This window comes from Achromobacter sp. B7, assembly GCF_003600685.1.
In the GTDB taxonomy this organism is placed as follows: domain Bacteria; phylum Pseudomonadota; class Gammaproteobacteria; order Burkholderiales; family Burkholderiaceae_B; genus Achromobacter; species Achromobacter spanius_B.
In genome coordinates, this window is record NZ_CP032084.1 from 3000310 (window position 1) to 3017398 (window position 17089).

Sequence of the window (17089 nt, forward strand, 5' to 3'; positions counted from 1 at the left end):
CCGATCCATCAACAAAACAGAGGAAACAAACATGTTCGTCGACGTCAGTGGGGCCAGCCCCCGCGAACAAAACAAGTGGCCGTCGATCGTGATCCCGAAAGAGGACATCGATCTGGAAATCGCGCGGTTGATTGACGCACCCCGGCCCGACAACGGCCGCCGCGCCTCGCTCATTACGCACCCACAGGCCACCGCACCCGGCCTGGGCCTGGCGCCAGGTACCGATGTGACCATCAACGTCGTCAACCCCGGTGAACGCACCTACAACCTGCGCAAGAACTCCAACATGCTGGAAATCTGTATCAGCGGCGAGGGCATCGCGACGGTGGCCGGGCGCGATATCCGCGTGGGGCACTGGGACGTCTGGAACACGCCCGCGATGCAGGTGCACGCTTACCGCAACGAGGGCAAGACCCCTTGGGTGCGGCTGTCGTATTCGAACGCACCGTTACTGGAAAAGCTGGAAATCCATTACGTCGAGGAGTTTGACGGCGACGTGCCGCCCGCGGACGCCAACACCCGCCCCGTGCCGCCCCGCGCCCCTGACGCGGCTCGCTCGCGCGATCTGGCGCTGCGCGAACAGATCACGCCCGAGGGCGCCTGGCTGATGGGATACGAATGGCTGATCGATATCGACGTGCTGGAATCCAAGGCGCTGCATTGGCCGTGGCAGGCGGTGTCGCGCTATCTGCCGACGGTGGAAGACATGGCACGCGGCTACAACGGCCGCCGCCTGTTCGTGCTGTACAACCCGGCAACCGAGCGGCGCATCGGCACCACGCACAGTTTCTTCGCCACCATCTCGTCATCACCGCCGGACAACCACCACGTGCCGCATCGGCACAGCTCGTCGGCCATCAACTACTACCTGCGCGGCAACGGCTACAGCAAGGTCAACGGCGTGCGGCTGGACTGGAAGGCGGGCGACCTGATCCTGTCGGCGCCCGGCTGGGCGATGCATTCGCACCATTCCGGTACCGAGACCACGTCCGCGCTGACGGTACAGGACCACCCGCTGCAGATCGCCATGGAATCGCTGATCTGGCAGGAGCGCATGCAGGAACCCATCCTGGCGCTGGGCAGCCAGAGCGGCTTTGAAAGCAACCGCGCGCAGCTGGCCGCGGCGTCCTGACAGTCGTCGTCAAACACTGCCGGGCACCGCCACACCCCGGCCATCTCCGCGCCTTTTCATCCAACGCCATCCGGATCCACCATGACTCTGACTGACCTGTCCGACGCGCCGGCCTTGCGCGCCCAACTGCGGGACTTCTACGACGACTATGCCTTCTGCCTGGACGAAGGCCGGCTTGAAGAGTGGCCCGACTTCTTCACCGAAGACTGCCATTACCGCGTGTTGTCTCGCGAGAACCACGACGCCGGCCTGCCGCTGGGCCTGATCTATTGCATGAACAAGAACATGGTCCGCGACCGAGTGACCGCGCTGCGCGAAACCACCATGTTCGAACCGCGTTCGCTGCGCCATTTCATTAGTGGCGTGCGCGTCATGGAATTACAGGGCGACCACATCGTGTCGCAAGCGAACTTCGCCGTGATGGAGTCGCTGTCCGACCGCGAACCCACCTTGAACATGGTGGGGCGCTATCTGGACGTGCTGTGCGTCACCCCCGACGGCCTGGCGATCAGCCGCCGCGACTGCGTGTACGACAACTATCGCGTGCGCACGTCGCTGATCGTGCCCATCTGAATCTGCTAAGGAAAAGCCATGACCTGTTCCGATTCCGCCGTGCTGGACACCGCTGCCACGGCCCCCATTCACCTGGAACGCCGCTGGCCCAAAGAGGGCTACACGCGTATTCCCAATTGGGTCTACACCGACCCCGCGATCTTTCAAAAAGAAATGGACGTGTTCTTCGCGGGCCAGACCTGGAACTACGTGGGCCTGGAATGCGAAGTGCCCGAGACCGGCAGCTACAAGCGCAACTGGATCGGCAACCGCCCGGTCATCATGGTGCGTACCGAAACCGGTGATGTGAATGTGCTGGAAAACCGCTGCGCCCATCGCGGCGCGCAGATCTGCTGGCAGAACACCGGCCGCGTCACCGACTTCACCTGCCCGTATCACCAATGGAATTACGATCTGCACGGCAACCTGCAAGGCGTGCCGTTCCGACGTGGCGCCATGGGCAAGGGCGGCATGCCGCGCGATTTCGACCCCAAGCAGAACGGCATCCGCAAGCTGCGCAGCGTAAATCGAGGCGGGTCCATCTGGGCCACGTTCTCCGAAGAAGCGCCCAGCTTTGAAGACTATTGCGGCCCCGAAGTGCTGGCCGAAATCGACCACATGCTGCCGGGCAAGCCGCTAAAGCTGCTGGGATACAGCCGCCAGTTGATTCCCAGCAACTGGAAGATGTACCTGGAAAACCTGAAAGACCCGTACCACGCCACCTTGCTGCACACGTTCTACATCACGTTCGGCCTGTGGCGCGCGGATTCCAAGTCCGAGTGCATCCCCACGGGCGGCGGCGCGCATAGCGTCATGGTGTCGCACAACGAAGGCAAGAAGAAGACAGAAGCCACCACCGAAATGAGCCGTTTTCGGGACGACCTGGAACTGCTGGACCTGGAGACCGTGACCCCGCGAGCTGAATTCAACCGAGGCCGCGTAGGGGGTGCCTGGGTATTTCCCGCCGCACAATTCGGCATCCAGGCCAATTCGCTCAAGACGCGCCATGTGATCCCCCGCAGTCCAACCGAGCACGAGTTGGTCTTTACCTATTACGGCTACGAGGATGACGACGAGGAAATGACCCGGCTGCGCTTGAAGCACGCCAATCTGCTGGGCCCGGCCGGCTTCGTGTCCATGGACGACAGCGAAATGCTGAACCAGGTGCAGATCGGCGTCACGGGATACCCCGAGGCGCGCGGCATTGTCGAGATGGGCGGGCGCGATACCGAGCCGGCCGACTACATGGTGACCGAAGTGCTGATCCGGTCGTTCTATGACTATTACCGCAAGGCGATGGGGCTTTGATATGGATACCTGGAAACCCGTTGCACGGATTGCGGACATTTCGCCCGACACCGGCACATTGCGCGTGATGCACGAGGGCGACGCGGTCTGCCTGTACAAGCTGCCCGACGAAATCTGCGCCACGCAGGACCGATGTCCGCATGGCAACGCCAGCCTGGCCGACGGCTACCTGGAGGACGGCACGATTGAATGCCCGCTGCATCAGGGCGTGTTCGATATCCGCACCGGCAAGCCGCAATGCCCGCCGGTCACCACGGATCTGCGCCGCTACGAGGTCCGCGTCGAGGCGGATACGGTTTATTTGAAGGCGCAAACGCCGTGAACGCCGGCACGATCGTCATCGTCGGCGCGGGGCAGGCGGGCGGTTGGGCCGCCACCACCTTGCGCGAACGGGGCTACATAGGCCGCATCATCTTGTTAGGTGACGAAGCGCACGCGCCTTACGAGCGCCCGCCCTTGAGCAAGGCGGTACTGAGTGGCAGTGTGCCGCCCGAAAGCACCGAATTGTTCTCCGCCGAACGCCTGGCAGCCCTGGATATTTCCTTTCGCCCAGGCATCGCCGCCACGCGATTGCGGCTGGCGGACAAGCAGGTGGATACGTCCGACGGTGGCGCAATCGCCTACGACAAGCTGATCCTGTGCATGGGCGGCCGGCCCATCGTGCCGCCGCTGCCCGGCGTGGCATGGGGCGAGGGCGCAGGGGCCTTTACGGACGCCCATGGCGTCCACGTGCTGCGGACCCGAGACGACGCGCTGCGCCTGCGCGCCTGCTTGGGGCCGGGCAAGCACATCGTGATCGTGGGTGGCGGATGGATCGGGCTGGAAGTCGCCGCCACGGCACGCCAGGCCGGCACCCGCGTCACCGTACTGGAACAAGCCGATCGGCTATGCGCCCGCAGCGTGCTTCCCGCCGTGTCCGCGCATTTGGCCGCGATGCACGCCGCGCAGGGCGTCGACGTTCGTTTGGGCGTGGGGCTGCGCGCGGTGCTGCGCGAACCAGGTGAATCGCAAGCGGGGCGGCCGTCCCAATCGCAGTCCCAGTCCCGGTCCGTAGCCGAGCTGACTGGCTCCCACCCCCTGGCCGAACTGACCGATGGGCAACGCCTTGTCGCCGACGCCGTGGTGCTGGGCGTGGGCCTGCAAGCCAATGATGCCTTGGCGCGCGAGGCCGGCATCGCCTGCCAGCGCGGTGTGCTGGTCGACCAATACTGCCGCACTTCTGCGCCAGACGTGTACGCGGCGGGCGACGTGGCGGTGTCCACGCATGCTGAAGCCGGGGGAACGATGCGCCTGGAGTCCTGGCAAAACGCGCAAGACCAAGGCACGGCGGCGGCCCTGTCCGCGCTCGGCGAACCCGCGCCGTATCTGCCCACCGGCGCAGTCTGGTCCGAACAATACGACGCCATGGTGCAAATCGTGGGCTTTCCCGCGCTTGCCGCAAGCGAAGTGCTGCGCCCGCAAACGGACGCGGGAGCCTTGGTGTCGGTGGCGCTGGACGGCGGCGGTCGGGTAGTGGCAGCCGTCACCGTGAACGCGCCGCGCGATCTGCGGCAGCTACGCAAGTGGATCGCCCAACGTGCGCTTGTGAACCCCGCATTGTTGCAGCGGCCCGACGTGCCGCTGGCCAATGCCGAAATCCGCTAACGGAGCCGAAGCCAGATGGAACCGCTTTCAGAAGTCATGCCGATCAAAGCCGCCTGCGAAGCGGTCGTTCTGAGTTTTTTTCATGCGCTGGACACCCGCCGCCATGACGCCGCCGCCGCGTTGATGGCCGAAGACGGCGTCTGGATGCGCCAGGGGCGCAAGCTTAGTGGCCCGCACGAAGTCCTGGCGGCGCTGGAGGCCCGCGCGCCCGAGCGCAGCACCTGCCATGTCATCACTAACCTTCGGCTGGTATCGACGGACCGCACGCACGCCACGGTGGGCTACTTCCTGACCGCCTACGAAAGCGTGCCGCAAGAGCAGGGCGGGGCACCGAGACTGGTGTCCATCCGTGAGTGCCAGGACGTGCTTGTGGCAACAAAAGAGGGCTGGCGCCTGGCCGACAAGAGCAGCCGCCGCCATCTGCCACCGGAGTAAGCCGGCGACCCTCCCACGCACGAAAAAACAAATTCAGCCCCCAAGGAGACATGAATGGATGCCACAACCATAAGAACACTGGCGCTACGGCTGCACGAAGCCGAGCAAAGCCGCCGTCAGGTGCGCCAGCTATCGCTGGACCATCCCGACATCACCATTGCAGACGCTTACGCGATTCAGCGCGAATGGGTCGCGCACAAGCTTGCGTCGGGCCGCCGTCTGGTCGGCCACAAAATCGGGTTGACCTCGCGTGCGATGCAGCTGTCATCGCAGATCGACGAGCCCGATTACGGCGCACTGCTTGACGACATGTTGTTCGCCGACGGCGCCGAGATTCCGCGCGGCCGCTTCATCGTGCCGCGTGTGGAAGTCGAGCTCGCGTTCATTCTTGACCGCGCCCTGCAAGGCCCCGGTGTGACCCTGTTCGACGTGTTGGACGCGGTGCGCTACGTGATTCCGGCGCTGGAGATCATTGATGCGCGGTCGCACCAGATCGACCCCGATTCCAAGCGGCCCCGCAAGGTCTTCGACACCATTGCCGACAACGCCGCCAATGCGGGCGTGGTAATGGGGGGCCGCCCGGTGCGCGTGGGCGACATGGACCTACGCTGGGTCGGCGCAATGATGTCGCGCAACGCCGTGATTGAAGAAACGGGCCTGGCCGCAGGCGTGCTCAACCATCCCGCCAACGGCGTGGTTTGGCTGGCCAACAAGCTGGGCGAACACGGCGTGTCGCTGGAACCCGGCCAGATCATTCTTAGCGGTTCGTTCACCCGGCCCGTTTTTGCCGACGCCGGCGACACGTTCCATGTGGACTACGGCCCACTTGGTTCGGTCAGCTGTCGCTTTGTTTGACACCGGCATCACAACAGCGCGCCCGATATCCCTAAACCCCAAGCGCAGGCGCGTTCGATATCCCCACAGGAGACAAGCAGTGAAACCCTCTAAGCCCTTGATTTTCATGGTGGCCGCCGCCTGTGCAGCGGCACCGTTCACTCAGTCCGTAGCCCAACAGGCTGCCTGGCCCGCGCACGCCATCACATTGGTCGTGCCGTTTGCGGCCGGCGGCGGCGGCGATACGCTGGCGCGGCTGGTGGCCGAACCGCTATCGCGTGAACTTGGCCAGTCCATCATCGTGGAAAATCGCCCCGGCGCGGGCGGCAATATCGGCACCTCCATCGCGGCGCGGGCCAACCCGGATGGCTACACCCTGTCGTACGGCACCAACGGCACGCAGGCCACCAACCATTGGCTGTACAAATCTCCCGGCTACACTCCGAGCGACTTCGAACCGATCTCGCGCTTTACCGTCATTGCGGCCGCGCTGGTCGTAAACGGCACGGATGACCGTTTCAAGACACTGGAGCAGTTGCTGGCCTACGCCAAGTCGCACCCCGGTGACTTGACCTGTGGGTCGGCCGGCAACGGCACGTCGTCGCACCTTGCCTGTGAACTGCTGAACCAGATGGCCGGCATCAAGGTCATGCACATCCCCTACAAGGGCGGCGGCGCGGCCATGACGGACCTGCTGGGCGGACGCATCTCGTTCCTGATCGACGTCATGCCGAACGTGTCGGGCCAGATTGCCGCCGGCAAATTGCGCGCGCTGGCCGTCACCACGCCTGAACGGGTCGCGTCCAACCCGAGCATTCCAACCATGAACGAGGCGGGCGTGAAGGGTTATGAATTCTTCGCCTGGGACGGCTTGTACGCGCCGAAAGGCACGCCACCCGCCGTGCTGGACAAGCTGAACGCCGCGGTCAAGCGCACGCTGCAACAGCCCGAGGTCAAGAAGGCCCTGGAATCGCGCGGCGCCATCCCGTCGCCCACATCGCGCCAGTCGCTGGCGGACTTTGGCGCCGAGGAATACACGCGGCTGGGCAAAGTGGTGAAAACGGCGGGCGCCGCGATCGATTGACTGCGGCGGGAAAGGAGGCGTGATCGGCGGCACACGGTCACGCGCTTCCTTTGATAACCGGGCACCGGCCTCGGTGGCGCCCGGACGAATGCGCTAACGCATCCTATACAGCTCGAAATGGAAATGACGCGCGACTGGGAAGCCGTGGGCGGCCAGATCCTTGCGTAGCGCCTCGCCCAATGCGGAGGGGCCACAGAACCAGAGGCTGGCCTCGCGCCATGCGGGCACCAGCGCACGCAGCCTTTCACCATTGAGCCTGCCGTCGCGCGCGCGAATCAATAGGTGCAGCCGCACACCGGCTGCCTCGGCGCGCGCCCGTAGCCGGGCAAGCGCGGCGTCATCGACTTCGGTGGTCACGTGAATCAGGTCGATTGCTGGCGGCGTGGCAGGGTGGGAGTTGCCGTTGCCGTTGCCGTTGCCATTGCCGTTGGCATTCGCATCGACATTCGCCTTGGCATCGGCCAGCGCGTCCATGCGGGCCACGAAGGGCGTGATGCCGATACCGCCCGCCACCCAGATCTGGCGGGGCATGCCGTCGTCAAACGTGAAGTCGCCGTAGGGGCCCTCGATGCGTACCGCCTGGCCCGGTTTCAGGGTTTGCGGCAAGCGGCGGGTATGGTCGCCCAGCGCCTTGGCGATGATGGTGATGCGGGCCGCGTGGGGTTTCCAGGCGGAAGCAATCGTATAAGGGTGCGGGCCTTCCGACGCATTCGACATGGCAAAGACGAACTGGCCGGGACGATGGCCCGGCCACCCCGGGCTGGTTTCCAACTCGATTTCCAGCGATTCCACCCCCGGAAAATGCGTCAAGCCGACCACCTTCGCCCACACTTGTCGCCCGCTGTTGGTGGCCCGCAGCAGCAAAAGCACGGCGGCCACGCTGCCGGCCGCCATCAGTGCGGCGGCAAGCCACCCCACCGGCTGCGTCCAGTAGCCGTAGTCCAGCAGAACCACGGCATGCATGACCAGCACCAGGAATAGGGCCGCGATAATCCGATGCGTCTTGTAGAACAGCCGATAGGGAAAAAAGCGCAGCAGCGCCAGCACCACCAACACCACGACACCGTAAAACGCCCATTCGCCCAGCGCTTCCGCGTCGTGCCGCCACCGATGCAGAAACGTGTCGACGACATCAACCGGGGGCTGGCGCGGCGGCCGGGCGCCGGGCTCGAACCAGCCCCACTGGATCGCGGGCCGAAAGCCGTTCTTGAACAACCAGTGCAGCAGCGAGAAGAATAGGGCGCCGACGCCCAACCATTTGTGCAGCCGGTACATCTTGTCCAGGCCGCCCAGCGGTCGCTCGGGCCAGCGCGGGCGCGCCGCCAGCACCAGCGCCAGGCTCATACAGGCAAGGGCAAGCAAGCCGGACAACTGGATCAGCGCGGCGCGCACCGTATAAGGACTTGATGCGTCCCACAACCGGGAATCGGCCAGCGCCCACAACAGCGCGACTAACAGCAAGGAAAAAACCAGTGTCAGCTTGATCGCGCGCATCTTGCTCCTTCGGGTTCAGCGCGCGCATGGGTCCGGGCAAGCGCTGTCGACGTGGTTGATGGAACGGGCCATCAAGATACCTCTGCGGTGACGGGATACCGCGACCCTCTCTGTCACCGAATTGTTCGATGAATATAGTCCTGCATCCGGCGAAAGTCTTGGACAAAGATCAAGGTTTTCAAGGCGCCATTGCTTCGCGCGCCAAGCGCGCGACCTCTTGGGCCACGCCTTTGCGTTCGCTGTACCGGTCCGTCAGGTAGTCGCTGCGGTCGCGCACCAGCAAGGTGAACTTGACCAGTTCTTCCATCACGTCGACCACGCGGTCGTAGTAGGCGGAAGGCTTCATGCGCCCGGCATCGTCAAATTCCTGGAACGCCTTGGCCACCGATGATTGGTTGGGGATGGTGACCATCCGCATCCAGCGGCCCAGCACGCGCAGCGCGTTAACCGCGTTGAAAGACTGCGACCCGCCCGACACCTGCATGACCGCCAACGTGCGGCCTTGCGTGGGGCGCACGCTGCCGGTCTCCAGCGGCAGCCAGTCGATCTGGCTCTTGAAGACGCCGGTCAACGTGCCGTGGCGTTCGGGGCTGCACCACACCTGGCCTTCGGACCACAGCGACAGCGCACGCAGCTCGGCCACCTTGGGATGATCGGCAGGCGCGCCGTCCGGCAACGGCAGGCCGCGCGGATCGAAAATGCGCGTCTCGGCGCCCAATCGGTTCAGAATGCGAGCGGCTTCTTCGACCAGCAGCCGGCTGTAAGAACGCTCGCGCAGCGAGCCGTACAGCAACAGGATGCGCGGCGGATGGGAGGCGCCATGGGCCAGGGAGAGCTTGTCGTGGCTGGGCACGTCCAGCAGGGCATCGTCCAACGCGGGCAGGGCGTCGTCCAACGCGTCGTCCAACGCGTAATTGGCTTCCTTTGAAGCGGGCAAGCGGTCGTCCATCGAGGGTAGAGCTCCGTTTGAACGGGATGGGGAAGGGCAGGTGGCAGGCGCGCAGCCGCGACAGCCTGGCGACGGTCTAGCGCACGCGGCGTCCGCTGTCGTCGACCACGACTTCGCCGTCTTCCTTGGTGAACGCGGCGCGCTGCGGCTGGTCAAGAATGTCCAGCACCAGTTCCGATGGCCGGCACAGCCGCACGCCCGCAGCGGTGACGACAAAGGGCCGGTTGATGAGGATGGGGTTTTCAAGCATGGCATCGATCAGCGCCGCGTCGGACAGCGATTCGTCATTCAGGCCCAGCGCTTGGTACGCCGATTCCTTCTGGCGGATCGCGTCTCTTACCGACAGCCCGGCGCGGGAAATCAGATCGACCAGCGTTGCGCGATCCGGCGGCGTCTTCAAATATTCGATGACTTGCGGCTCGATGCCGGCGTTGCGAATCAGCGCCAGGGTGTTGCGCGAGGTGCCGCACTTGGGGTTGTGATAGATGGTGACGGGGTTCATGGTGTCCTGTGAGGTTCGGTTAAGTCGTGCGACTTGGCGCACGCCACGCCACTGCAACATTCGGCGGTCAGGTAATCAACCAGTCCGAACATCAGGGTGGTGTTGGCGCGATAGCGCAAGTAGCGTCCTTCCTGTTCGACGGTCAGCAAACGAGATTGCGTCAACGCCTTCAGGTGAAAAGACAGGTTGGTCGGGGGCAAGTCAAGTTCCGCCGCGATCTGGCCAGCCACGCAGCCGTCGGGCGCCGCGCGCACCAACAGGCGAAAGATGTCCAGCCGGACACCGGAGGCCAGCGATTCGAAGACAGTGACGGCGGTGGTTTTATCCATTCGCGGATACTACAACAATTGTTGAAGTGTCGGAATGTAGAGGGTGCGGTGTGCGGTTACGGGGCGGAATTCAGAACCAGGTCAAATTCTTACTTTACATAATATACATTATGCGTAATACACCAAGGCGAAAGAAGAGGCATTGGACAACGTCCAAGCCTCTCTTTCAAACACCCGACTTCCGCTTATTCAATCCGCCCAATCGTCGCACCGGCCGCCACCGACTTACCCGGCGCTGCTTCCTGTGTGAGCACGCCGTCCCGATGCGCCAGCACCTGCATTTCCATCTTCATGGCTTCCATCGTGGCGATCAGTTCGCCTTGTTTGACGGTGGCGCCGTCTTCCACCTTCCAGGCTTGGATGGTGCCCGCGATGGGTGCCGGCACGCTGTCGGCGCTGGCGACATTGCCGGCAGACTGCCCTGCGTCCGCCGTTGCGGCCGCGCCGGCGGATTGCAGGCCTCGGAGCAGTTCGGCCGGCAGGCCCAGGGACACGCGGCGGCCGTCGATTTCGACGGCGGTCCGGTGCAGTGTCACCGTGCCCAGCGGCGTCGGGCGCACTGCCGCCTCCAGGTCGTTGGCGAAGTCGGTTTCGATCCAGCGCGTGTGGACCTTGAAGCCGGTGTCGTCGCCCAGGAAGTCGTCATGCGCCAGCACCGCGCGATGGAACGGCAGGACCGTGGCCACGCCTTCAATGCGGAATTCGGCCAGCGCGCGGCGGGCGCGCGCAATGGCCTGTTCGCGGGTGGCGCCGGTGACGATCAGCTTGGCCAACAGCGAATCGAACGTGCCCGGTATGGTCGAACCCGACTCCACGCCGCTGTCCACGCGCACGCCCGGTCCGGTCGGCGGCGCAAACTGCTCAATGCGGCCCGGCGACGGCAGGAAGCCTCGGCCCACGTCTTCGGCGTTGATACGGAATTCGATGGCGTGGCAGCGCGGCGCGGGCGCGGTGGTGAACGACAGCGGCAAACCGTCAGCGATGCGCAATTGCTCAACAACCAGATCCAGCCCGCAGGTTTCCTCGGTGACCGGATGTTCGACTTGCAGGCGCGTGTTGACCTCCAGGAACGAAATCGCGCCCGATGCGCTCAGCAGGAATTCGACGGTGCCGGCGCCGACATAGCCGGCGTGGGCGCAGATGTCGCGGGCGGACGCGTGGATGCGTTGGCGCTGGTCGTCCGTCAGGAACGGCGCGGGCGCTTCTTCCACCAGCTTCTGATTGCGCCGTTGCAACGAGCAATCGCGTGTGCCCAGGACGACGACGTTGCCGTGCTTGTCGGCCACCACTTGCGCTTCGACGTGGCGCGGCCGGTCCAGGAACTGTTCCACATAGCATTCGCCGCGACCGAACGCGGTGACGGCTTCGCGCACGGCGGATTCGTACAGGTCGGCCACGTCTTCCATGCGCCACACGACTTTCAGGCCCCGGCCTCCCCCGCCAAACGCGGCTTTAACGGCAATCGGCAGGCCGTGTTCGTTGGCGAAGGCCAGCACGTCTTCGGCGCCGTTGACCGGGTCTGCCGTGCCAGCGACCAGCGGGGCTCCGACCGCCAACGCGATCTTGCGCGCCTGGACCTTGTCGCCCAGCCGTTCGATGGTTTCCGGCGACGGGCCGATCCACGTCAAGCCGGCGTCGATGACAGCCCGCGCGAAGGTGGGGCTTTCGGACAGGAAGCCGTAGCCGGGATGCACGGCGTCGGCGCCACTGCGCCGCGCGACGTCCAGCAGCTTGTCGATGTTCAGATAAGAATCGGCGGGACGGTCGCCGTCCAGCCCGTACGCCTCGTCGGCCATGCGCGCGTGCAGCGCGTCGAAATCGGCGTCGGCGTAGACCGCAACGGATTTGACGCCGTAGTCGGCGCAGGCGCGGATGATGCGGACGGCGATCTCGCCACGGTTGGCAATCAGGACTTTCTTCATGGCAGGCAGATTCAGTTAGGTCGGGTTGACGGACACGGCCGGAACATCAACCGGAACGAAGTCGGAAATGGGATTGAAGCGCACGCGAGCGCCGATGGGAATTTGCGCGGCGCGGTCCAGATGCCACGGCGCCACCGAGCCAATGACGGGGTAGCCGCCGGTCAAGGGGTGGTCGGCCAGGAACAGAACCGGCTGGCCGCTGGCGGGCACCTGGATGGAGCCTTTGCGGGTGCCTTCGCTGGGCAGTTCGGCGTGGTTGGCGCGTTGCAGCGGCGCGTCGCCGTTCAAGCGGATGCCGACGCGGTTGGACTGCGGCGTCACCGTCCAGGCCTGGCGGGACAAGAGCGCAACCGCCTCGGCATCGCACCAATCCGTGCGCGGCCCCAACACCACGTCCAGCACCACCTCGACGTTGGTTGTCGGCAGATCCGCCGGGGCAATTTCGGGCGCACCGACGATGGCGCCCTGCCCGGCTGGCCGGATGCCGATGCGGTCGCCCACCGCCAAGGGCTCGGGGCCGACGTGGGCCAAGGTGTCGGTTGAGCAGCTGCCCAGCACCGGTTGCACGTCGAAGCCGCCGCGCGCGGCCAGGTAATAACGAATGCCGGCGGACGGCTGGCCCAGGGTCAGCGTGTCGCCGTCATCCAGCGCAATGGCCTGGTACGTGTTCGCCGTCCACGTGGTGCCGCCGGCATTGCGCAGCGTGACGTCGCCAAGCGCGCCGGTCACGGCTACGACGCTGGGGCCGTGCGCCCGCAGCTGGAACCCGCCGTAGACGATTTCAATGGCGGCTTCGCCGGGCGCGTTGCCCACGAGGCGGTTGGCGGCGCGCAGTGCGCCCCGGTCCATGGCGCCGGACGCGGCCACGCCCTGACGCGCCTGCCCTGCCCGGCCCAAGTCTTCAAACACGGCCTGTAATCCGGGCGATACGACTTCCAGCGCGGGTGTGGCGCGGGAATCGCTGGCGGCCGCGTCGGCGGAAGTCGAGGACGAAGCCTGGGCGGAGGTTCCGGTCGAAGTCCCGGTCAAAGTTCCGGTCGAAGTGCCGGTCGAAGTTCCGGTCAAAGTCCCGGTCGAAGTTCCGGCTGAAGCCCCGGCATCAATGAACCGCACCCGATACCCCGGTTGCAGCAACGCCGGCGTCTCGCGCGATAAGTCCCACATGGGGACCGGGGTCACGCCCAGGATCTGCCAGCCGCCGGGGCTGGCTTGCGGGTAGACGCCGCTGAATGTGCCGGCCAATGCGACGGCGCCCGCGGGGATACGGGTGCGCGGGGTCTTGCGGCGCGGCACGTCCAGCGAGGGGTCGCCGCCGCTGAGATACGCGAAGCCGGGTGCGAAGCCGGTGAAGGCCACGCTGTACGTGCCGCCGGTGTGACGGCGCACAACTTCGTCCGGCGTGATGCCCAGCAACTGCGCGACTTCGTCCAGGTCTTCGCCGTTGTAATGGACGGGGATTTCGATCAGCTTGCCATCGCGCGCCACGTGAGCCGTGGTGTCGCGGGAGCCGATGTCGGCAATCAGCGCATCGCGCGACACCAGGCTGGGTTGAAAGATGACCAGCACCGTGCGCGCGGCGGGAACCATTTCGGTGACGCCGGCAATGGGCCGGTTTTGCAGCGCGGCGAACAGCGCTAGCGTCTGGTCAAGATCGTCCAGTTCGACCAGTAGCGCGTCGGTGTTTACAGGCAGAAAACGCACACGGCCTCCTAGGCGGATTGTGCCGGGGCAGCGTCAATGAAAGACCGGATGGCGACACCCGACTGTTCAAGCTGGCGCCGCAGTTCGCGCGCCATATCGACCGCGCCGGGGCTGTCGCCATGCACGCAGATGGAATCGGCTTGCACGCGCGTCAGGCTGCCGTCGATGGCTTCGATGACGCCCTCTTGCACCAGGCGCAGCATGCGCGCGGCCACGGCTTGCGGGTCATGCAGCACGGCGCCCTTTTCGCGGCGCGATACCAGCTCGCCCTTGGGCGTGTACGCGCGGTCGGCAAAGGCTTCGGCCACCACGCGCAACCCGCGTTCACGGGCGCGCGTCAGCAGGGGCGAGCCGGCCAGACCCACCAGGACCAACGTGGGGTCGATTTCCAGAATGGCGGCAATTACGTCGTCACCCTGGCGCGCATCGTGCGCGATGGTGTTGTATAGCGCACCATGCGGCTTGACGTAGCGCACGTCGGTGCCGGCGGCGGCGGCCAGCCCCTTCAAGGCGCCGATCTGGTAGATGACATCGGCGATCAGGTCGGCGCTGGCCACGTCCATATTGCGGCGGCCAAAGCCGGACAGATCGGGATAGGACACATGCGCCCCAACCGTCACGCCGTTATCGCGCGCGGACTTCAGGGTGGCCAGAATGCCCGCGGGGTCGCCCGCATGGAAACCGCACGCCACGTTTGCGCTGGACACCACCGCCAACATCGCGGCGTCGTCGCCCATGCGCCATGCGCCCAGGCTTTCGCCCAGGTCGCTGTTCAAATCGATCCCAGCCATGTCTTATCCTTAGTCCACGGACGCCGGGCAGGCGGATTTCCGCACGGTGCCCCGCTTGTAGTGTGGAACGATAGTTACACAATTGTTCTACAAATTGGTTAGTATGGTAGATCAAACTTGCCCAAGCGGCTATCGGTAATTGCCCCAACCGCCTATGACCACCTCCGACGCGCACCAGACCCTGACCGACAAAGTCACCGAGCAGATTCGCCGCCGCTTGATCAATGGTGAATTCATGCCGGGCCAGCGGCTATCGGAAGCAACCCTGACGCAATCGCTGGATGTGTCGCGCAACACTTTGCGCGAGGCCTTTCGCAACCTGACCAAGGAAGGCTTGCTGACTTATGCGCCCAACCGTGGCGTGGCGGTGGCGGTGCCCAGCATGGCGTCCATTATCGACATCTACCGGGTGCGGCGCATGATTGAATGCCAGGCGCTGGCCCAGGCCTACCCGCACCACCCCGCCCGCCAACGCATGCGGCAGGCGGTGGACGACGCGCTGGCGTGTCGCGAGCGGCAGGATTGGGCGGGCGTGGGCACGGCCAACATGGCCTTTCACATGGCCATCGTCGAACTTGCCGACAGCGAACGCCTGAACGCGATGTTCGCCTTGCTGCTGGCCGAATTGCGCTTGGTATTCGGCCTGCTGCAAGACCCGGAATTCCTGCACGCCCCGTATGCCGACATGAACGAGCAGATTCTGCAACGCGTCGAAGCGGGAGATTTTGGCAAGGCGGCCGATGCGCTGAAGGACTACCTGGCGCAGTCCGAGCGCATCGTCCTGGCCAGTTACGCGCGCCGCGTGGCCAATTGAAAGCGCCACGACCGTAGCGCGTCGATCACCAGGAACACCAGCAGGCTGACGCCCATTACCGGCAGGCACCACCCCAGCACGGCGGCCGCCGCCAGCGCGCCCAGCCGCGCCGGCCAGCCCAACGCGGCCCACGCCTGCGTCAGCGTTTGGCCATTCGCGCCCGCTGCCGGCGGGCGCAGCCACCACATGCGATAACCCAGCACGATCATGGTCGATAGCGCCAGGCCGATGGCGCCCATCAACAACTGGTTGGGCCAGCCGAACAGGATGCCCATGTGCATGTCCACGCCCCAGCGGATCAGCTTGGCGATCAGCGGAAAGGTGTCGAAGTCGGCACGGCTGGTGATGGCGTAGGTGGTGGGGTCGATGGCGATGGTGTCGACTTGGGTCGGCCAGGACCGGTCGACTTCACGCACCATCCACGCCTGGCCGGCGCCACGCGGTGGACGAATCTCCAGCTGCGTGCTGTCGATGCCACCCTGCCGGGCCGTTTGCAGGATGCGGTCGAACTGCGCGACGACGTCTGAGGGGGCATTCATGGGCGCATGCGTGGATGCACTCATCGGCGCATTCATCGGCGCGGCCGCCTCGGTGGACGCACCGGTAGGCGACATCGCCCCTGCCATCTGCATGCCGCCATGATGATGCGCGTGTTCATCCCCGCCGGACGCCTGCCCGGAGGCGGCCTCTGCCCCCGTCCCGGCTCCCTGCCCTGCCGTCGGCAGCTTCAGCGAAATCGCCGGCGTGATCCATCCCAGTTGCGCGCGCAGCTGATCCACGCGTGCCCCCGCCCAGTTCGACCACGTCAAGCCCGTGGCGGACAAAAATATCAGCCCCAGCGCCAGCCACAAGCCCAGCACGGTGTGCCAACGGCGCGCTCGCAGACGCGGGCTGCGCGCGCGGGTCGCCGCCGCGCGGCGGCGACCCGTCCACCACAGCACCAGCCCGCCCAGCGTGGCCAGCCACATCCAGGACGCGGCCAGTTCGCTGTAGTTGCGCCCCAGTTCGCCCAGCATCAGATTGCGGTGCAGATAATCCAACGTGGTGCGAAACGGCAGTGTGCCGCTGGTGCCGTAGACCATCATGTCGCCCTTGATGGCCAACGTGACGGGGTCGACGAACACCGCACGGCTTTCCGAATCGCCCATGCCGGCCTGCGTGAACATGACGCGCGTGGTTTCCCCCGGCGTGGGCGCGGGGCGCACGGCGAACAAGCGAGGGCCGCCCGCGCCCAGGTGGGCCTGCGCCGCTTCAACCTGTTTGGCCAAGGGTTGCGCCGGGCCGGTGGAGGCGGTGCGCAGCTGGTCCGCGTACAGCAGGTTTTCGATCTGCGGGGTCAGCACGAACAACGTGCCGGTAACAGCCGCCACCAGGATGAAGGGGCCGACGAACAGGCCGATATAGAAATGCAGGCGCGTGATCAGCGCCAGAAAAGCGCTGGGGGCCGCGGTTCGCGTGCGCGCGGGCGCGGCGGCGGTATCCAGGGTTTGTGTGGACATGGGAACTCTCGAATAGGAAACGGGGCCGCCCCAGGCGGGGGGCCAAGACTAGCCGCAAAGATCGGGCCGCAAAAATCGAACCGAAAGTGCGGCCACGGT

General features: G+C 65.4%; 17 protein-coding genes. 9 read left to right on the forward strand and 8 right to left on the reverse strand.

The genetic code is table 11. The annotated features are described in order from the left end of the window. Positions 1–31 precede the first annotated feature (31 nt). The 8 genes from DVB37_RS13590 (at position 32) to DVB37_RS13625 (ending at position 6989) form a co-directional block, all read left to right on the forward strand. On the forward strand, positions 32–1132 hold the full coding sequence (locus DVB37_RS13590; protein WP_120155643.1) for a cupin domain-containing protein: 1101 nt from the start codon (positions 32–34) through the stop codon (positions 1130–1132). A gap of 81 nt (positions 1133–1213) precedes the next feature. After that, positions 1214–1705: an aromatic-ring-hydroxylating dioxygenase subunit beta gene (locus tag DVB37_RS13595; RefSeq protein ID WP_120155645.1), complete on the forward strand. Its 492-nt coding sequence runs from the start codon at positions 1214–1216 to the stop codon at positions 1703–1705. An 18-nt stretch (positions 1706–1723) separates the two neighbouring features. Next, positions 1724–2992 carry an aromatic ring-hydroxylating dioxygenase subunit alpha gene (locus tag DVB37_RS13600; RefSeq protein WP_104145481.1) on the forward strand — a complete coding sequence of 423 codons (1269 nt, stop codon included), beginning with the start codon at positions 1724–1726 and terminating at the stop codon, positions 2990–2992. A gap of 1 nt (position 2993) precedes the next feature. Continuing rightward, on the forward strand, positions 2994–3314 hold the full coding sequence (locus DVB37_RS13605; protein ID WP_104145480.1) for a non-heme iron oxygenase ferredoxin subunit: 321 nt from the start codon (positions 2994–2996) through the stop codon (positions 3312–3314). After that, on the forward strand, positions 3311–4636 hold the full coding sequence (locus DVB37_RS13610) for an NAD(P)/FAD-dependent oxidoreductase (protein ID WP_104145479.1): 1326 nt from the start codon (positions 3311–3313) through the stop codon (positions 4634–4636). Before DVB37_RS13605 ends, DVB37_RS13610 begins: the two co-directional genes overlap by 4 nt. A gap of 15 nt (positions 4637–4651) precedes the next feature. Next, positions 4652–5071 carry a nuclear transport factor 2 family protein gene (locus DVB37_RS13615; RefSeq protein ID WP_104145478.1) on the forward strand — a complete coding sequence of 140 codons (420 nt, stop codon included), beginning with the start codon at positions 4652–4654 and terminating at the stop codon, positions 5069–5071. A gap of 54 nt (positions 5072–5125) precedes the next feature. Further along, entirely contained in the window at positions 5126–5926 is an 801-nt protein-coding gene (gene hpaH / locus DVB37_RS13620; RefSeq protein ID WP_104145477.1) for a 2-oxo-hept-4-ene-1,7-dioate hydratase, read from the forward strand. Between the two features lie 106 nt (positions 5927–6032). Further along, positions 6033–6989 (forward strand): tripartite tricarboxylate transporter substrate binding protein, encoded by a 957-nt coding sequence (locus DVB37_RS13625; RefSeq protein ID WP_120157487.1) that lies wholly within the window; start codon positions 6033–6035, stop codon positions 6987–6989. A gap of 93 nt (positions 6990–7082) precedes the next feature. Here the strand turns inward: DVB37_RS13625 and DVB37_RS13630 are convergent, their stop codons facing one another. From DVB37_RS13630 to DVB37_RS13660, 7 genes are all read right to left on the reverse strand, one after another. After that, positions 7083–8483 (reverse strand): ferric reductase-like transmembrane domain-containing protein, encoded by a 1401-nt coding sequence (locus DVB37_RS13630; RefSeq protein WP_120155648.1) that lies wholly within the window; start codon positions 8481–8483, stop codon positions 7083–7085. A 178-nt stretch (positions 8484–8661) separates the two neighbouring features. Continuing rightward, a complete protein-coding gene (gene arsH / locus DVB37_RS13635) occupies positions 8662–9432 on the reverse strand; it encodes an arsenical resistance protein ArsH (protein ID WP_371683135.1) in 771 nt (256 codons plus the stop codon). Between the two features lie 76 nt (positions 9433–9508). Beyond that, positions 9509–9934 (reverse strand): arsenate reductase (glutaredoxin), encoded by a 426-nt coding sequence (gene arsC, locus DVB37_RS13640; protein WP_120155650.1) that lies wholly within the window; start codon positions 9932–9934, stop codon positions 9509–9511. Beyond that, the gene (locus DVB37_RS13645) at positions 9931–10263 is read right to left on the reverse strand and encodes a helix-turn-helix transcriptional regulator (protein ID WP_120155653.1); all 333 of its coding nucleotides are present in this window, start codon (positions 10261–10263) and stop codon (positions 9931–9933) included. The genes arsC and DVB37_RS13645 overlap by 4 nt, the downstream gene beginning before the upstream one ends. 185 nt (positions 10264–10448) lie before the next feature. Continuing rightward, positions 10449–12185: a biotin carboxylase N-terminal domain-containing protein gene (locus tag DVB37_RS13650; protein WP_120155655.1), complete on the reverse strand. Its 1737-nt coding sequence runs from the start codon at positions 12183–12185 to the stop codon at positions 10449–10451. 15 nt (positions 12186–12200) lie between these two features. After that, positions 12201–13886 carry a 5-oxoprolinase/urea amidolyase family protein gene (locus DVB37_RS13655; RefSeq protein WP_120155658.1) on the reverse strand — a complete coding sequence of 562 codons (1686 nt, stop codon included), beginning with the start codon at positions 13884–13886 and terminating at the stop codon, positions 12201–12203. Between the two features lie 8 nt (positions 13887–13894). Further along, a complete protein-coding gene (locus DVB37_RS13660; RefSeq protein WP_120155660.1) occupies positions 13895–14677 on the reverse strand; it encodes a LamB/YcsF family protein in 783 nt (260 codons plus the stop codon). Between the two features lie 154 nt (positions 14678–14831). Between DVB37_RS13660 and DVB37_RS13665 the strand changes: the two genes are divergently transcribed. Continuing rightward, a complete protein-coding gene (locus tag DVB37_RS13665; protein WP_046805711.1) occupies positions 14832–15491 on the forward strand; it encodes a GntR family transcriptional regulator in 660 nt (219 codons plus the stop codon). Here DVB37_RS13665 and DVB37_RS13670 read toward each other — a convergent pair. Beyond that, positions 15467–16990, reverse strand: coding sequence for a PepSY domain-containing protein (locus tag DVB37_RS13670; protein ID WP_120155662.1), 1524 nt, complete (start codon positions 16988–16990; stop codon positions 15467–15469). The genes DVB37_RS13665 and DVB37_RS13670 overlap by 25 nt on opposite strands. Between the last annotated feature and the right edge of the window lie 99 nt (positions 16991–17089).

Excerpts from the sequence above, each read along its gene's own strand:
- DVB37_RS13660 (WP_120155660.1), bottom strand. The coding sequence starts at position 14,677 with ATGGCTGGGATCGATTTGAACAGCGACCTGGGCGAAAGCCTGGGCGCA.
- DVB37_RS13600 (WP_104145481.1), top strand. The coding sequence starts at position 1,724 with ATGACCTGTTCCGATTCCGCCGTGCTGGACACCGCTGCCACGGCCCCC.
- DVB37_RS13625 (WP_120157487.1), top strand. The coding sequence starts at position 6,033 with ATGGTGGCCGCCGCCTGTGCAGCGGCACCGTTCACTCAGTCCGTAGCC.
- DVB37_RS13605 (WP_104145480.1), top strand. The coding sequence starts at position 2,994 with ATGGATACCTGGAAACCCGTTGCACGGATTGCGGACATTTCGCCCGAC.
- hpaH (WP_104145477.1), top strand. The coding sequence starts at position 5,126 with ATGGATGCCACAACCATAAGAACACTGGCGCTACGGCTGCACGAAGCC.
- DVB37_RS13650 (WP_120155655.1), bottom strand. The coding sequence starts at position 12,185 with ATGAAGAAAGTCCTGATTGCCAACCGTGGCGAGATCGCCGTCCGCATC.
- DVB37_RS13630 (WP_120155648.1), bottom strand. The coding sequence starts at position 8,483 with ATGCGCGCGATCAAGCTGACACTGGTTTTTTCCTTGCTGTTAGTCGCG.
- DVB37_RS13615 (WP_104145478.1), top strand. The coding sequence starts at position 4,652 with ATGGAACCGCTTTCAGAAGTCATGCCGATCAAAGCCGCCTGCGAAGCG.
- DVB37_RS13595 (WP_120155645.1), top strand. The coding sequence starts at position 1,214 with ATGACTCTGACTGACCTGTCCGACGCGCCGGCCTTGCGCGCCCAACTG.
- arsC (WP_120155650.1), bottom strand. The coding sequence starts at position 9,934 with ATGAACCCCGTCACCATCTATCACAACCCCAAGTGCGGCACCTCGCGC.
- arsH (WP_371683135.1), bottom strand. The coding sequence starts at position 9,432 with ATGGACGACCGCTTGCCCGCTTCAAAGGAAGCCAATTACGCGTTGGAC.
- DVB37_RS13590 (WP_120155643.1), top strand. The coding sequence starts at position 32 with ATGTTCGTCGACGTCAGTGGGGCCAGCCCCCGCGAACAAAACAAGTGG.
- DVB37_RS13665 (WP_046805711.1), top strand. The coding sequence starts at position 14,832 with ATGACCACCTCCGACGCGCACCAGACCCTGACCGACAAAGTCACCGAG.
- DVB37_RS13670 (WP_120155662.1), bottom strand. The coding sequence starts at position 16,990 with ATGTCCACACAAACCCTGGATACCGCCGCCGCGCCCGCGCGCACGCGA.
- DVB37_RS13645 (WP_120155653.1), bottom strand. The coding sequence starts at position 10,263 with ATGGATAAAACCACCGCCGTCACTGTCTTCGAATCGCTGGCCTCCGGT.